This is a genomic window from Spirosoma sp. KCTC 42546, from assembly GCF_006965485.1.
Lineage (GTDB): Bacteria > Bacteroidota > Bacteroidia > Cytophagales > Spirosomataceae > Spirosoma.
Genome location: NZ_CP041360.1, coordinates 2656269 through 2672913 on the forward strand (window position 1 = coordinate 2656269; position 16645 = coordinate 2672913).

At 48.8% G+C, this 16645-nt stretch carries 9 protein-coding genes; 5 read left to right on the forward strand and 4 right to left on the reverse strand.

All coding sequences use genetic code 11. The features are described 5' to 3' along the window. Positions 1 to 27 precede the first annotated feature (27 nt). From EXU85_RS10680 to EXU85_RS35305, 5 genes are all read left to right on the forward strand, one after another. Positions 28 to 3267: a TonB-dependent receptor gene (locus EXU85_RS10680; protein ID WP_168207768.1), complete on the forward strand. Its 3240-nt coding sequence runs from the start codon at positions 28 to 30 to the stop codon at positions 3265 to 3267. 12 nt (positions 3268 to 3279) lie between these two features. Then, entirely contained in the window at positions 3280 to 5070 is a 1791-nt protein-coding gene (locus EXU85_RS10685; protein ID WP_142772076.1) for a RagB/SusD family nutrient uptake outer membrane protein, read from the forward strand. Positions 5071 to 5082: 12 nt separating this feature from the next. After that, positions 5083 to 5817, forward strand: a complete 735-nt coding sequence (locus tag EXU85_RS10690) for a DUF3823 domain-containing protein (RefSeq protein WP_142772077.1) — start codon at positions 5083 to 5085, stop codon at positions 5815 to 5817. 661 nt (positions 5818 to 6478) lie between these two features. After that, positions 6479 to 6832, forward strand: coding sequence for a hypothetical protein (locus EXU85_RS10695; RefSeq protein WP_142772078.1), 354 nt, complete (start codon positions 6479 to 6481; stop codon positions 6830 to 6832). A gap of 130 nt (positions 6833 to 6962) precedes the next feature. After that, on the forward strand, positions 6963 to 7103 hold the full coding sequence (locus EXU85_RS35305; RefSeq protein ID WP_168207712.1) for a hypothetical protein: 141 nt from the start codon (positions 6963 to 6965) through the stop codon (positions 7101 to 7103). 107 nt (positions 7104 to 7210) lie between these two features. Here the strand turns inward: EXU85_RS35305 and EXU85_RS10700 are convergent, their stop codons facing one another. The 4 genes from EXU85_RS10700 to EXU85_RS10715 form a co-directional block, all read right to left on the reverse strand. Next, positions 7211 to 8452 (reverse strand): exo-beta-N-acetylmuramidase NamZ domain-containing protein, encoded by a 1242-nt coding sequence (locus EXU85_RS10700; RefSeq protein ID WP_142772079.1) that lies wholly within the window; start codon positions 8450 to 8452, stop codon positions 7211 to 7213. A 120-nt stretch (positions 8453 to 8572) separates the two neighbouring features. Then, positions 8573 to 11224, reverse strand: coding sequence for an ABC transporter permease (locus EXU85_RS10705; RefSeq protein WP_142772080.1), 2652 nt, complete (start codon positions 11222 to 11224; stop codon positions 8573 to 8575). A 113-nt stretch (positions 11225 to 11337) separates the two neighbouring features. Further along, positions 11338 to 13944, reverse strand: a complete 2607-nt coding sequence (locus tag EXU85_RS10710; protein ID WP_246859503.1) for an ABC transporter permease — start codon at positions 13942 to 13944, stop codon at positions 11338 to 11340. An 84-nt stretch (positions 13945 to 14028) separates the two neighbouring features. Beyond that, on the reverse strand, positions 14029 to 16641 hold the full coding sequence (locus tag EXU85_RS10715) for an ABC transporter permease (protein WP_210422458.1): 2613 nt from the start codon (positions 16639 to 16641) through the stop codon (positions 14029 to 14031). Positions 16642 to 16645 lie beyond the last annotated feature (4 nt).

Genomic DNA, 16645 nt, shown 5'->3' on the forward strand with positions numbered 1-16645 from the left:
CAAATAAAATTATCTACTAAACGAAGAATGAGGAGGGCAATTCGTCAGTCGATGTGGGCCGTCATACTACTAAATGGTGTACTCGCGATGCCTGTCGGAGCTCAGCAGTTACTGGCTCGCCGGACCGATGTAGCTGCGGGAACACCAACGAACGGAGGAGTAGGGGCCTCGTTAAACCGTGCACCCATGGACCGAACCATAACGGGGAAAGTCGCCGATGAAAAAGGAAGCGCTTTACCAGGGGTGAGCGTTGTCTTGAAAGGATCGACCCGCGGTACCACAACCAGCGATAAAGGCACGTACTCATTAAGTGTTCCTACCGGTCAGGCTGTATTAGTTTTTTCATTTGTCGGTTATGAATCACAGGAAGTTGAGGTTGGAAACCGTAACAGTGTCGATATAGCCCTGAAAGAAGATGCCAAGGCTCTGAATGAAATAGTCGTCGTTGGCTATGGCGTCCAGAAAAAAGTGAACGTAACCGGAGCCATTGCTACCGTTGCCAACAAGGAACTGGTGATCAACGCCAACAGCGACGTAACCAACACATTAACGGGCCGGGCTCCGGGGGTTCGGGTTACGCAGTTATCCAGTCAGCCGGGCAAATATGATTCACAGATTGATATACGGGGCTTTAGTTATACGGATCCCAACGACATCAATGGGAATCAGACCGGCGGACCACTGATCATTGTCGACGGGGTGCAGCGCGATAAAGCGGGTTTCGATCGCTTAGATCCGAATGAAATTGAAAGCGTGTCTGTCCTGAAAGATGCTACAGCGGCTATCTACGGTGTAAAGGCAGCGAATGGTGTTATTCTGGTAACCACCCGGAAAGGAAGCCAGGGTAAAGTGCAGGTAAATTATACAGGTCATTATGGGCAGCAGATCATTACCCGCTATCCGGAACTGTCGAATGCCTATCAGTACGCAACTCTCTATAACGAGCAGCAGATTAACAACAATATTAGTAACCGGCTGGAGATGACCCCACCTAAGTATTCGGATCAGCAACTAACCGATTTTCAGAGTGGTAAATTACCCAGTACGGATTTCCTGAAAGCTGTTATGCGCGATCGGGCAGGTCAGCAGCAGCATAACCTGACTATCAATGGGGGAACCGATAAGCTTCGGTATTTTACATCAGTAGGTTATTTCGGAGAGGGTGGTTTGTTCAATTCGGATATAATGACCGGTAAAAAATACAACCTGCGCTTAAATATCGACGCAGAATTGGCGAAAGGGCTAACTATGGGTGCCAATCTGGCCTTCATCAATTCTGTTAGCAAAGAGCCAAGTCAGGCTATCTGGGCGTTATTGAAAAATACCTGGCAGTGGGACCCAACTGAACCACTCTACTCAAACAATGACCCAAACTACTTACGGCAACCGCTAAGTTCGCTGAGCCACCCCATCGCCGATTTTTCGGAGGCTTATAGTGGATACAACAAAAATGATGAAAAGTTTCTGACCTCAACTTTCCAGTTATCGTACCGTCTCCCCTTCATCGAAGGATTAAGCGTTAAAGCGCAGTATGCGTACGATATCAACTATAGCTTCCGAAAGCAGTTTACCAAGAAATACAATCAATACGACTATGTAGTTGATCCGGCAACAAATCAGTTGGCTCAGAAGGCGTATACGCACCTGGCGCCTTCCCGATTAACCGAAGCATTTGGACAGGGACGCCGGAACGATATTCAGTTATCGTTCAATTACCAGCATACATTCGGCAAGCATACCCTGGGTGCACTGGGTCTGTATGAGCAGATTGATCGGGAGAACAACAGCAATAATGCCAACACGCAGTTTATTATCGACGCCGTAGATCAACTTGTGGCTGGCAATCGTAAAACCGACGCTATTGGATCTGGCTATAGCTCAAGTGCCAATATGAGCTACGTGGGTCGTGTGAATTACGATTACGCTGGTAAATACCTGGCCGAAGCCGGTTTCCGGTACGATGGCTCATCCAGTTTCCCAAAGAACAGCCGCTGGGGCTTCTTCCCATATGTTTCGGCTGGCTGGCGGCTATCTGAAGAACCGTTTATTCGCAACAACGCACCCTTTATTAGCAACCTGAAACTACGTGGTTCGTACGGGATTCTGGGCGATGACGGTATTTCGGGTGCTTCTTTTCAGTTCCTGACTGGCTATACCTATCCCAGTAGCGGCTACCAGTTCGGGACAACATTCGTGGGTGGTCTCGGCTTTAAAAACTCGGCAAACCCGAATATTACCTGGTATACCTCAACAACAACGGATTTCGGTATCGAAGGCGCTTTCTGGAATGGCTTGCTGTCGTTTGAAGCAGATGTCTTCCGGCGTGACCGGGATGGCTTGCTCGCCGATCGTATTTCGACCATTCCGGCCACGTATGGCGTAAACCTGCCCCAGGAAAACCTGAATCAGGATCGTACGCAGGGATTTGAGATCGTGCTGGGACACCGCAATAAAGTTAAAGGGATTAGCTATTCGATCTCGTCCAACATGAGTTATGCCCGGACGCAGTATCGGTACCGCGAAGAAACACCGGCTAACAGCGATTATGATTACTGGCGGAACCGGAATGCCGGGCGGTATAACGACATTGTCTGGGGGTATAAAACGGATGGACAGTTTACCAGCTACGAGGAAATTCGAAATTGGCCCATTATGGATGGAGCAGGCAACCGAACCATTCTGCCGGGCGACATTCGCTACGTTGATTTAAACGGCGATGGGATTATCAACAACCTTGATGAAACTGTTATTGGACGCGGACAGAGCAAGCCTTCCATTTATTTCGGTACCAATATCACGTTATCGTGGAAAGGCTTCGATGTAGCGGTTCTATTCCAGGGGGCAACCATGTACCAGGTGGCTTATCAGGATCAGTTATCAAGACCCTTCTATTTTCAAACGGCCAACCCTATATCCATCTTCAACGACCGCTGGCATCGCTCCAATGTAGCCGATGCTGCCAGTGAATGGATTCCAGGTAAATACCCGTCAACCGGTCAGCGCCAAAATTACAAGAGTAATGAGTTCTGGCGGTTCGATGCTACCTACCTACGGCTAAAAAGCCTGGAAGTTGGCTATAGTTTGCCAAAAGCCATGTTGGCTAAGGCGCACATCAGAGGGCTGCGCGTTTTTGCCAATGGCTATAACCTCTATACCTGGTCGAAAGGGCTTGATTTTGTTGATCCTGAATATACCGACGACCGGCTATACAGCTACAACTACCCACTGACGATGAACCTGAATCTGGGTGTCCAACTTTCTTTTTAATCCGTAATCACGATGAAAAGCCTAAAAAAATACGTTATCCTGTTATGCATCAGTGGTTTATATGCCTGTAATGATAGCTTACTGGATAAACGACCTGTGGATCTGTTAACGCCCGAGCAGGTGTATAACAGTCCCGAAGCAGTTGAAGCCTACTTTGCCACCCTGTACAAGGATTTACCCATCGAGGACTTCAGCTTTTGTAATGGACGGTTTGGTGAATTCCCGGCTAACGGTGATGGCTATACTTCCAACTGGACCTGGGAGACCACCAACTCAACCAATGCGTCGAACAATGATGAAAACTGGGGAAAACTCTACCGCGCCATCCGAAATGTCAATACGTTCATCAAAGAGATTGCAACGGTCAATATTCCTGAGGCTACTAAAAATACATACACAGCTGAAGCCAAATTCGTACGGGCTTATTATTATCAGGAACTGGTAAAGTTCTGGGGGGGCGTTCCCATTTTACTGGAGCCGCAAACCATAACCAACGGTAATACCGCCGACCTGAACCTGCCCCGGAGTAAAGAAGCGGAGGTCTGGGATCTGGTTAAATCGGATCTTGACTTTGCCGTCGCCAATCTGCCCGCTACCAGTGTTTATGGACGGGCCAATAAATACGTGGCGCTGGCATTATTGTCGAGAACCATGCTTCATGCCGGTTCGATTGCCAAATTTGGAACGGTTCAATTAGAGGGATTGGTCGGCATTGACCCGGCAAAGGCGAATGGGTATTTGCAGGCTTCCTACGATGCCTCGAAAAAAATCATTGACGACGGCAAATACAGTCTCTTCAACAAGTATCCGACCGATAAGGCGCAGAATTTCCAGATGCTTTTCTACGAACTCCAGGGCAATTCGGAAGCAATTTTCTGCAAAGGCTGGGACTATGAATCGACCCGCCGAACCCATTCGCAGGATTTGATGGCCTTACCCGTAGTGATCCAGTCGCCTATCGGGTATGCTAACCGTATGACACCGACCCTGGATATGGTCGAACGATTTGATTATGTGGATGGTACGCCTGGAACGCTGAACATTGGCACGCCCACTGCTTACGTACACTACAAGAGTCTCCAGGATGTCTTCAAAAATAAAGACCCACGCTTTTTTGGCTCCGTCATTTCGACCGGAAGCCCGTTTAAAGGCACTGAGATTACCGGCCAGCGGGGTGTTATCTACAACGGTGTGAAGTATAATGGCACGGCTCTCAATCAATATTTTGACATTGACAAGAAGCAGATTGTCGCAGCGCCGACGGCTAATTCAGTTCGGGCGACGGGTAATTCCAACAATGGTGCAGTTACGTTCTGGCAGAAAAAGTTTTTAGATCCTGCCCGACCCGCCAATTTGTGTGTAGACTGGTCGTCAGAGACCGACTGGCTGGATATGCGGCTGGGCGAAGTGCTGCTGAACTATGCAGAGTCCGCTTTTGAATTAGAGAAACCTGCTTCTGAAGCCCTGAATGCGATTAACCAGCTCCGCACGCGGGCAGGTGTAGCTCCCCTGACGACCATCGACCGGGACAAAATCCGTAAAGAACGTTCGGTCGAACTGGCTTTTGAAAACCGGACGTTCTGGGATTTACGCAGATGGCGCACGTTAACGACTGAATTTAGCGGCTGGATTCCAACGGGTCTCTATATCTACTACGACGTCAATGCCAGGGATTACGTCTTAGAAAAAACGCCGAATGGCGGTGGGAAAACCTACCAGGCTAAGGACTATTATTTCCAGATTCCCGCTGCCGAACGTAGTAAAGCAGGCTCAAAACTAGGTAACGGAAATCCTGGCTATTAAACGGATCAAACCATGAAAACTCGTCAACTTCTAGGTATACTTTCTTCTCTACTGCCCATTGCACTCTGCGGGTGTGCTAAATGGGATAATTTTGTTCAACCCGAATCGGGGGTCTATGGTAAACTGACCGATGCTGAAAATGGCCAGCCGCTTCAACTTCGGCAGCCAGGCGGAGGAACCGTGCGGTTTATCCAATGGGATAACGTAAAATATCCGAATCCAGGAACGACTGATATTGAATTAAAGGCCAATGGCGAATTCTCGTCAACTCAGTTTTTTGCCGGAACATACAAAGCCCTCCCGCGCGACGGTGCTTTTCTGTATCAGCCCGCTGATTCGGCAACTGTAGCGCTCACCAACGGGAATAAAACCGAGGTAAATTTTAAGGTAACGCCGTTTTACCGGGTTTCTGCAAGTGTATCCGATAGTACGTTTACCTATACCATTACTAAACCGGCAGCTAATACGAGTACAAAAATTTCGCAGATAATCTTCATGATCAATGACTATGCCATTGTCGATGAAAGCGTTAGTTCCAATACGTCCGGTTATTTCATTAACCTTTGGCGACAGGATATTCCATCTGCAACAACCGATGCCAGTATTGTGGGCATCCCTCGAACATTCACATTTAGATGGGCAGAGACCCATTTGCCGAAAGGAGACTATTATTTTAGGGTTGGCGTTCGAACAACAGCCGTGGCAAAATACAATTATAGTCCCGTTATAAAAGCTAATGTCCGCTAGTTCTATTCTCTACCCCTGATTTATTATCAGGGGTATTTTTTTTACAGACTAATTGAGAAAATAACGGGATTCTTTGTGGTACATTGAGATATATAGTTGCAGAAAAAATAGTGTACCCAGAAATTATAACATAAGTTAATCTATTGATTGTCAGGTATAATATAGTTTATTGTGAGCATTTATGCAGAATTAAAGCCTCACGATTTATAGTTTGATATGGTATTATCCGTAGGGATAGCCTCAGAATTTCAGAGTTTTATGGATTCTGCTGAGACTTGCCAGAATTGACAAAATGGTCATTTGGTGTACCTTGGCTGATCGGCGCTACGGATACTAAGCATCGCCAGCGTTCACACTAAGTGCCCAATACATGTAATCGTTCGGGGGGCTACCTATGATCTGTCTCGGCTCTACAGGATTTCTAATATTTTTCTAATGTTTTTCTAATTGAAATGAGGAGTACGAATTGACGTACATGTGCGAAATTCGCCCTTGTCTTTCAGCGTGCTAACTGGTGAAAATCCAGTAGCCAATAGGTCGCCTTACAGTGAATTTTAGTTGGAAATGCATCTCTAATCCAGATGTGGAATTGATAGCCATTTGTCGCTGGCAAGTGGCTATTTTGTTTCATTTCTCTTAAGTTTCACGAACTCTCTTTCTTATGGAGGAATGTGTATTGGTCTTTCAGGCACCCAATCATTCTGTAAGCTCATGTTTGATTCGGATGGATCGGAAGTTGCAGATTGTCATTGCCACCTGGCCCGAGAACAGCCGAAATGCTACCAATGTTGTGGATGTTCTGGCTACCGAATTGGTGAACCAGTATAAGCTGCATCCGCAACGACTGCTATTAATTGAGTACTTCGGCGAAGATAAAACACCTAGTCGGGGAGCTGATATTTATTACCTCGTTACGTTTACCTGGGAGGTTAATCAGGCCCAAAAACCTGTCCGTCATCCGCTCTCTTTAGCCGAATTCACTCAAATTCTATTGACGCTGTCGAAATCCAACTAAATCAGTTGGTGATTCAATTGCCTGCTACTTACGCGCGGTGTCATCTATCCATTTTCAGTGGCTTTGTTCAAGCGGTTACCATATTCCGTCCTCATATCCCTGTGCTTAGACAACTGGTCAGCGCATTGTCTTGATTGGCGATAGTTCACCCGCCGACGATGGAACGGACGATACCAACGATAGGCTATTCAATGGCTGGTCGGGCGATGCGCCATCGGGCTATACCATCACACCCGGCTTTGCACATCAATGCATCGTTGTGGCTGGCTAAAATCCAATAGTTGTGTTATTAACCACAGAGGCACAGAGAACACAGAGTTGTAAAGCGCGAGCAATTAACAATCGCCTTTCTCTGTGCCTCTGTGGTTAATAATCCTGTTAAGGATACATCAGATACTTCTTCCGCATCTGCTTATACGCCGATAAACCCGGCTCCCAGCTTTGGCGGATCTCCTTTTCGGATACGCCCGCAATGATTTGCTTTCTAAGGGCTTCGTTACCACTCCGGTAGTCGAAATTGCCAATTTGTTTGCTATAACTCGTATCGAAAAAACGGGCTTTGTCAGGATACGCTTTGTACAACTCCATCAGCCAGTGCAGATTGAGTTGTTTTGTTTTGCGCAGTTTGTTGGTATCATAGTTTCGCAGGTCGAGCCCGTAGCACTCGGTATCCTGGTGCAAGGGTGTTTCACTCATGCCTTTGATACTAACGGGCTTAAACGAGAAGGGATAAATGCCCTTCAGGGCGGGTGCGCCCAGAACCGTGAAAGGCATATAGGTTCCTCGCCCCTGGCTGATGATCGTTCCTTCGAACCAGCACGTACTCGGATAAAGTAAAATCGATTGCTGCGTATTCAGGTTGGGCGAAGGCAGAATTGGCAGCGTATAGGCCATGTCGTGCGTGTAATTGGCTACCTTAACGATCTTTAGTTTGCACGGATTCGTTTTAGCGACTCCGCCCCAGCCCTCACCATTAATCATCTGGGCAAACTCGGCAATGGTGCAGCCATGTGTAATGGGAATAGGATGCATCCCAATACCTGAATAAAGGTGTTTTTCCAGAATAGGGCCATCAACGATGTATCCATTCGGATTTGGCCGATCCAGAATCATCAGCTCTTTGTTATTTTCGGCGCAGGCCTCCATCACATGGTTGAGCGTGTTGATGTAGGTGTAAAAGCGGCAACCCACGTCCTGAATATCAAAAACCATCAGGTCAATATTCGCCAATTGTTCTTTCGTTGGTTTCCTGTTTTTTCCGTATAGCGAAACAACGGGGATACCGGTTTTAGTATCGACAGCGTCGTCCACCTTAGCCCCGTTACTGGCATTCCCCCGGAAACCGTGCTCAGGCCCAAAAATGCTGACAATGTTTACCCCCAGGCTCACCAGACTGTCGACACTCGGTTTGTTGCCGATAATGGAGGTTTGGTTAACCACCATCCCAATCCGTTTTCCTTTCAGATAAGGCAGGTAAGCAGAGACTTGGTCGGCTCCGGTAATGATCTTGTTTGCCTCGGGAGTGGCTGTAACCCACTCCTGTTTGCCTAATTCAAGAGGATGGGTCGGATATAAAAAACCGAGCAATAGGGGCAGGAAAAATAAGGGAAGCGCTTTCATGTGCAGTTGGCCTAACAATACAAGGTAGCAAGTTGCTCATAAAAGCGATTGTGTACAAGAATAATGTAGAGACAAGGCATACGTAGAGACAAGGCATGCCTTGTCTCTACATTATTCACGCTATTCTGACCGTAATGATTTCACCGGATTCACCAGTGCCGCCCTAACACTCTGGAAACTGACCGTCAGCAATGCTATAATCGCCATCAACAAGCCGGTTAGGGCAAATACCCACCACTTGATTTCCACTTTGAACTCGAAATTCTGGAGCCACTGGCTCATGGTGTACCAGGCAATAGGGGAGGCAATGACAACGGCCACAAGAACTAGTTTCAGGAAATCTCTGGAGAGTAGCGTAATAATGCTGCCAACCGAGGCACCCAGCACTTTCCGAACGCCAATTTCCTTGGTGCGTTGTTCGGCCGTAAACGTAGCCAGCCCGAACAAGCCCAGACAGGCAATCAGGACCGCCAGGAAGGTTGAGGTCTCAATAAGTTGCGCCGTTCGGGTTTCGGACCGGTAGGCCTGCGCCAGTGATTCATCCAGAAAGCTATACTCAAATACCTGATTGGGGAAAGTAGCTATCCAGGCCTTTTCGATCTGCGCCAACGCTGCCTGTACATTCTCGGCGGTGGGTTGTTCACTTTGTAGTTTTATGCCCGCCTGGTAAAAATTATTTGGTACGACCTGAATCACGGTCGGGTCAATTTTCTGATGCAGCGAGTTGACATTGAAGTTTTTCGCAACCCCAATAATCGTGGCAAACTCCTGGCCATTGCCGTAAAACACGCGCTGCCCAATGGCATCCTGGGGACGGCTAATGCCCATCCGATTGATAAATACCTCGTTGGCAATGATTTTAAAAGAAGCTGAGGACGTATCCGTGTCCTTCAGTTTCTCTCCCGCCAACAACTGAATGCCATAGGTATCCAGGTAGTGCGAATCGCCCATTTTCATCTGGGTTTTGATCTGAAGCCACTTGTCTTTGGCACCTTCCCGGTATTCCATGCCCTGCATCCAGTTGCTTTCTGACGATGCGCTGTTGAAGGAGAAACTCACGTCCTTGATCTGTGGCGATTCGATGAGTTGATTCCGAAGGGCTTGTAGTTTCTCGGGCTTATTGTCAGGCAATCCAACCGTAATGATGGCCGATTTATTAAAACCCAGGTCAGCGTTTCGGAAAAAGGTAAGTTGCTGGTTGATCAGTAAGGCACTGCTAATGAGGATGAGCGAAACCGTAAACTGAACCACCACTAACCCCTGGCGCAACGTAAACCATTGTTTCCCCTGCGCTAACGTATTGTTTTTTAAGGCCCAGATTGGCGCCATGCCGGATAGCCGGAACGCTGGATAAACACCCGCCAGTAACGTTGTGAGACCTGCCAGCGCGAGGGCGAAGAGAGCGGTTTGCCAGGTAAATAAATCCGTAGATTTCAGCGGGACTGCCAGTGTATTGGCCATCGTCGGTAGCGTAATCCAGGCTAGGAGGATGGCTACCAGAACGGAGAGAAACGTAATCAGACCGGCTTCCGTCAGGAACTGGTAAATCAGCGACCCGCGATTACTGCCAACCGCTTTCCGAATGCCTACTTCTTTTGCCCGTTTGAAGGCCTGAGCGGTGCTTAAATTGATGAAGTTAAAACAGGCAATCAGCAGCACCAGTAAACCAATGAACGACAGCGTCCTGAGCAAAGGCAGATTGGCAGATCGTCCGCCCAGGTTGCTGCCATAATGAATTTCGGATAATGGCCCCAGGAAAAAACGTTTGTCGGGAAGGGCTTCCTTTCCCATGTATTTGACGACTATATGCTGAAAACGCCTGGTTAATTGAGCGGGATTAATGCCCTCTTTTAACAACACAAATACCTGAAAATTGTCATTCCAGCCATTCCACTTATTCAAATCAGTATCCGGGTGGACGTTTTTGATCGAGGGGAAAGAAACCAGCAGATTGAATGGAAAACTAGTTGTTGTCGGGTGGTCTTCCAGTACACCGGCCACCAGCAAGTCCTGTTTGTTATCGAGCTGAATGGTTTTGCTGAGTACGTCCGTCGTACCAAAATACTTTTCGGCATACGCGCGCGTCAGGACGACGGTGTTGGGTTGCGATAGCGCAGTACGTGGATCACCGGTTATCCATTGATAATCAAGTAAATGAAATAATTCATTGCCCGCAAATACGTATGACTCTTTAAAGCGTTTATCGGAGTTAGGTACGGCAAAAGTACTGCCTCCCATCTGAAGCAAAGGGACGACTAACTCTGCTTCGGGCAGGTCGGTATGCAAGGCGTTGGTCATGCCGGTATACGTACCCGGATAGCTGTGTTTTTCTTGAATATTTTCTCCCTCAACCCGGTAAATCCGACTCCCGTTTGTGTGGTACTTGTCGTAGCTGGTCTCGTGTCTGACCGCTAAAAATATCAGTACTGTACAAGCCATACCAACGGCCAGACCGGTGATATTGATGAAGGAATACCCCTTGCTTTTGGAGAGGTTTCGAAAGGCGATTTTTACATAGTTGCGTATCATAGAAGGACTTAGTAAAAAAGGAGTTGGGTAATCTGACGATCGTTTCGATTTGGCTAGTGGTCGTAGCAGTTTCAACGCACTCAGGCCATATCGCCAATTGGCTTTTCGTTCGCCTACCGTTTCGACCCAGTGAGCGTAGAGTTCCAGCAGGTCGCCCTGTACCTCTTCAGCGGTATCCGGATGACCGAAGGTCTCCAGGAGCCAGGTGGCCCAGCGCGGTGGTTGACGATGATTTGATTTCATGGTTTTTTTGCGTGGGGCAGGGGGCACGGAGCAGGGTGCGAGGTGCGGGGTGCAGGGTAATGCTCGGTTTGTGCCCTGCTCCGCGCTCCCTGCTCCGTGCTCCAAGCACCGCGTTATTCAGACCGTAGTGACTTAACCGGGTTAACCAACGCGGCTTTGATGCTTTGGAAACTGACTGTCAACAAGGCAATGCCGATGGCCAGTAACCCTACCAGCGCAAACACCCAGCCCGAAATATCGACCCGGTACGCAAAGTTTTGTAGCCACTGGCTCATGACATACCAGGCAATCGGGCTAGCGACCAGAATGGCGATACTCACCGGTTTCAGAAAGTCTCGGGAGAGCAGCGTTACAACACTGCCGACGGATGCACCGAGCACTTTCCGAACACCAATCTCTTTGGTCCGCTGCTGGGCTGAAAATGAGGCCAGACCAAACAAACCCAGACAGGCAATGAAAATGGCTAAACCCGCAAAAACCTGCATAATCGTTTGCTGGCGCAAATCAGTCTGGTACATCTGATCGAACTGCTGATCCAGAAAGTGGTATTCAAATGGGTAAGCCGGTCGTGTTTTGGCGTACAACTGTTGAATCGTCTCGACAGTAGCTGTCAGGTTACCGGGTTTCAGCCGAATCAGAGCCGCCCGCCGGTCATCATTCGGCGCAATCACCAATGGCTCTATCGCTTCTTTCAAAGACAGGAAATTGTAATCCTCCACCACGCCAATGATGGTCCGGTTCGTGCTATCGCGCATGGTATTTTTAAGCCATTTGCCAACGGCCTGGTCCGGAGTCCAGCCCAGCCGGGCAGCCGCCGTTCGATTGATCAGGATAGCCCCTGCCGTGTCGGTGGGGAACAGGGGAGAAAAGTCCCGGCCTGCAATGATTTTTAGCCCCAGGGTTTTTACAAAATCGAAATCAGCAAATTCGGTTCGGGCCTTCCATCGGTTCGGATGGGCTTCTACATCAAACATATGCCCATCAAAAAAACCACCCGGTTCGCCTGACATCATCGAAACGGACTCTACCCGGCTCTGTGAAAGTAATTCAGGTTTATGTTTCAGAATGAAGTTATAGATATCCTCATTGTCGATGGGGATTACCAGGGTTTGCTCTTTGTTGTAGCCAAGCTGTTTGTTTTTGAGGTAGCTCATTTGCTGGGTACCAATGGCCGTTCCCAGCATGAGCAGTATCGAAATACTGAATTGCACCACTACCAGCACCTGCCGTAACGATGTTCCTCCTTTGCCCAGTCTTAATTTGCCTTTCAACGCCTGGATGGGCGAAAAGGCCGCCAGCACAAATGCCGGATAGCTCCCCGACAGAAAACCCACTACCACAATAATTCCGATCAGGAACAGAACGATCGGCAACGCATATACGGATAGATTCAATGGGTAGCCCAGCAACTGTTTGTAAACCGGTAACACCAGGGCCAGTAATCCAATCGAAACCAGGCAGGAGAGAGTTGTCAGCAGCAGCGACTCACCAATAAATTGCCATACCAGATGGCCTTTAATGGCCCCCAATACTTTCCGAACGCCAATCTCTTTGGATCGGTCCACGGCCCGAACGGTTGACAGGTTCATGAAATTGATGCAGGCTACCAGCAGAATGAGGGCTGCAATCGATAAAAAGATATAGACTACTTTTTTATCGCCATGCTTTACGCTATCGAAGGCCGACTGTTCAAAATAAATGGAGGCCAACGGCGTGAGTGATAGATTGAAATGGAAGCCGGACTGCTTAAAGATTTGCCCCATATGTTTATCCATGAAGCGCGGGAAATTGCGTTCAACCTGTTCTTCGCTAGCTGTTGGGTCAAGCTGTACGTAGGTATAAATGCCGTTATTGATCCAGCCGGTCATCCAGGTCCGGTCTTTGTAGTTCTCCAGGGGTATCACCAGATCGAAGTCCAGGTGCGAATTAGCCGGAACATCCTGCGCAATACCGGTGACCTTTACCGCCAGGTTTTTGTCGACCTTAACGATTTTACCCAGCGCATTGTCGATGCTGCCAAAGTATTTTCTGGCCGTCGATTCGGTGAGGACTACACTCGCTGGCTCTGACAACACCGTCGCCGGATCGCCTTTCAGCAATGGGAACGTGAAGAACGTGAAGAAGTTAGGATCAACATCAATGATTTTCCGCTCATGAAACGACTTGTCTTGGGTAGCTACGAGAGCATCGGTAGGATTTACCCGTACCGCCTGGGTGATCTGGCCCTTAAAGTCGGTCAGTAGGGCGGGCGCATATTGTCCCGATACGTAGGAGACCGCTACTTCTTTCCCCTCGTGCTCCATGCCCCGCATGACCCGGTAGATGCTTTTCCCGTTTTTGTGAAAATTATCGACGCTGAACTCGTTCATGATGAACAGGAAAATCAGTAGGCATACCGTAATGCCCGTAGACAATCCCAGTAGGTTGATACCCGAAAAAACCTTGTTTCGGGTTAGGTTTCGGAGGGCGATTTTGACATAATTTCGTAGCATAGTTGGGCTCAATAAGAAAGGGATTGGGTACTCTACAGATTGTTTCGATTTGGCCAGAGGCCGTAGCAGTTTTAGTGCATTCAGGCCATACCGCCAGCGCGCTTTTCGCTCACCCAAGGTCTGCACCCAATAGTCGTAGAGTTCAAGCAGATCGCCCTGCACTTCTTCCGAAGTGTCAGGATGACCGAAGGTCTCCAGGAGCCAGTTGGCAAAACGGGGTGGTTTCATTAGTGTAGTACCGACCGTCCCGGTCGGCAGTGAATCAGTTAGTAAAAACGGGTGTCCAGCCGCCCGCCCCGGTCGGTACTACAGTTACTCGCTTCGTAACGATTTAACCGGATTAATCAATGCCGCTTTGATGCTTTGGAAGCTGACTGTCAGCAACGTAACCAGGAGAGCGCCTACTCCTGAGACAGCAAAAATCCACCACGACAACTCCGTTCGATACTCGTATTTCTGGAGCCAGTTGCCGAGAAAATACCAGGCGATGGGCGTAGCGATACCGAAGGCGATAATGACCAGAATCACAAAGTCTTTGGAGAGCATCAGCCATACATTAGTTACGGATGCGCCAAGCACTTTCCGAACACCAATCTCTTTGGTGCGCTGCTCGGCCACGAACGATGCCAGGCCGAACAGACCTAAGCATGAGATAAAAATGGCCAGGATGGCAAACCCCGAAGCCAGCTTACCGATGCGCTCCTCGGCGGCAAATTTCAACGCGTACTGCTGATCTGTGAATCGATAATCGAACGGGCTACCCGGATTGAATTTTCGGAAAACGGATTCGATACTGGCCAATGACTCGCTGGTACTTCGGCTCGGATTGAGCTTAATGTTGATGACATTGGCCCATCCGTAATCCAGCACATACACCGTCTGATAAACAGGCTCAAAGGGTGAGGCCATGAGCATGTCCTTAATAACCCCAACTACCCGATAGGGCTTGCCATTCCACTTAACCTGCTTGCCTACCGGGTCTTTGATACCCATGTAGCGCACGGCTGTTTCATTCAGCACCATGCCCGACGAATCACTCGGAAACTGCCGGGAAAAATCGCGCCCCTGAGCAAACTGCCAGCCTACTGTTTTGCCAAAATCGTGCGTAACGGCAATGGTGCCAAAATTATCTTTGAAGCCAGGGTCTTTGCCCACCCAGTCGAACCCACTATTCTGCGAATTCAGATCGGTTGCCGGGGTCGATGAGGTCGACATATCCAGTACGGTGCCGGTTCGGATCAGGTCATCACGCAGGGCATTGTAGTGTTCATGTAATTCCGGGGTGTTCATGGCAACGGTAATCAAGCCGCTTCGGTCATAGCCTACGGGCCTGCTTTTGGCGTGCTCAATTTGCCGGAACACAATTATGGTTCCGATGATCAGGGTAACGGAAACCGTAAACTGTACCACCACCAACACCTGGCGGGGAATCGACGCAAACCGACCCACCCGGAAAGTTCCTTTCAACACCTTAACCGCCTGGAACGATGATAGGTAAAGGGCTGGGTAGCTACCGGCAATCAACCCGGTCAGTAAGCTAAATCCAAGCCCGGATAGCCAGAAAACAGGGTTGGTCCATAAAATACCGACCTGTTTATCAGCTACTTCGTTGAAAAGAGGCAGTATAAGTAGCACCAGGAGTATAGACAATCCAAATGCGAAGACCGCCACCAGCAACGATTCGCTAAAAAACTGCCCGATCAACTGACTGCGCACCGAGCCAACGGCTTTCCGAATCCCCACTTCTTTGGCGCGTTTTTCGGAGCGGGCCGTGCTCAGGTTCATAAAATTGATGCAGGCCAGCAGCAGGACAAAGACGCCAATGATGCCGAATAACCAGACGTATTGAATCCGCCCTTCCAGGTTTCCCGATTTATCCCAGCCCGAGTACAGGTGCCAGTTACGCATGGGCTGGAGGTATACCTTTGGCTTGATGAACGCTGATTCGGGACTGTGTTTCAGTCGGATGTTTTTGATTTTTTCCGACACCGCGTCAACCGTTGTATTCGGAGCGATCTGAGCCAATACCTGCCAGGAGAAGTTTCCCCATTCTACGTTGTCCTGCGCCCGTTTTACCCAACCTTCCGAGGAGGCATACAGATCCCAGGGGGCGATGAACTTCATATCTCTGAACTCGGTATTGTACGGGAAATCTTCATAAACGCCCGTTACTTTCACATCCAGTTTGTTGTCGATCTTCATGAGCTTACCGACTGGATCAGACGTGCCGAACAGCGCCTGTGCAACTGATTCAGACAATAATATCGAAGCTGGATCTTTTAAGCCGGCCCGTGTGCCGCTGATCATCTTCAGTGTGAGCATATCGGGCGCATCGGCACTCAGGTAGTTGCCGGTTTTGGTGAATTTTTTGTCGCCAAACGCCAGGATATGATCGCGCGTCCAGGAGGACATGATCACATGGGTAAAATCACTGGCGTACACCGTCCGCAGCTCCGGGCCCATGGGGGCAGGGTTATATTCGCCATGAAACACCTCACCGTTGAACGTTCCGGTTTGCATGACCTTGGCAATCCGGTCGTAATTCTGGAAGTACTTATCATACGATAGTTCGTCGTAAATCCAGAGACCAATCAGTATTGCCACCGCCATACCCATAGCGAGCCCACCAATGTTGATGAAGGAATACGCCTTGTTCTTAACAAGATTCCTCAGCGCGATTTTCAAATAGTTACGTAGCATAATAGGACTTAAAAAGAAGATGGTCGGGTATTCGGTTGATTTTCGTTTGGCCAAAGGCCGCATTAGTTTCAAAACGTTTAAGCTATACCGCCAGCGAGCTTGTCGCACACCCATCGTTTGTTCCCAATAAGCATAGAGTTCGAGCAGGTCGCCCTGCACTTCTTCTCGCGTGTCGGGATGACCGAAAGTTTCCAGAAGCCAATTGGCCCAGCGGGGCGGTTTCATTCGA

Excerpts from the sequence above, each read along its gene's own strand:
- EXU85_RS10685 (WP_142772076.1), top strand. The coding sequence starts at position 3,280 with ATGAAAAGCCTAAAAAAATACGTTATCCTGTTATGCATCAGTGGTTTA.
- EXU85_RS10715 (WP_210422458.1), bottom strand. The coding sequence starts at position 16,641 with ATGAAACCGCCCCGCTGGGCCAATTGGCTTCTGGAAACTTTCGGTCAT.
- EXU85_RS10705 (WP_142772080.1), bottom strand. The coding sequence starts at position 11,224 with ATGAAATCAAATCATCGTCAACCACCGCGCTGGGCCACCTGGCTCCTG.
- EXU85_RS10710 (WP_246859503.1), bottom strand. The coding sequence starts at position 13,944 with ATGAAACCACCCCGTTTTGCCAACTGGCTCCTGGAGACCTTCGGTCAT.
- EXU85_RS10680 (WP_168207768.1), top strand. The coding sequence starts at position 28 with ATGAGGAGGGCAATTCGTCAGTCGATGTGGGCCGTCATACTACTAAAT.
- EXU85_RS10695 (WP_142772078.1), top strand. The coding sequence starts at position 6,479 with ATGGAGGAATGTGTATTGGTCTTTCAGGCACCCAATCATTCTGTAAGC.
- EXU85_RS10690 (WP_142772077.1), top strand. The coding sequence starts at position 5,083 with ATGAAAACTCGTCAACTTCTAGGTATACTTTCTTCTCTACTGCCCATT.
- EXU85_RS10700 (WP_142772079.1), bottom strand. The coding sequence starts at position 8,452 with ATGAAAGCGCTTCCCTTATTTTTCCTGCCCCTATTGCTCGGTTTTTTA.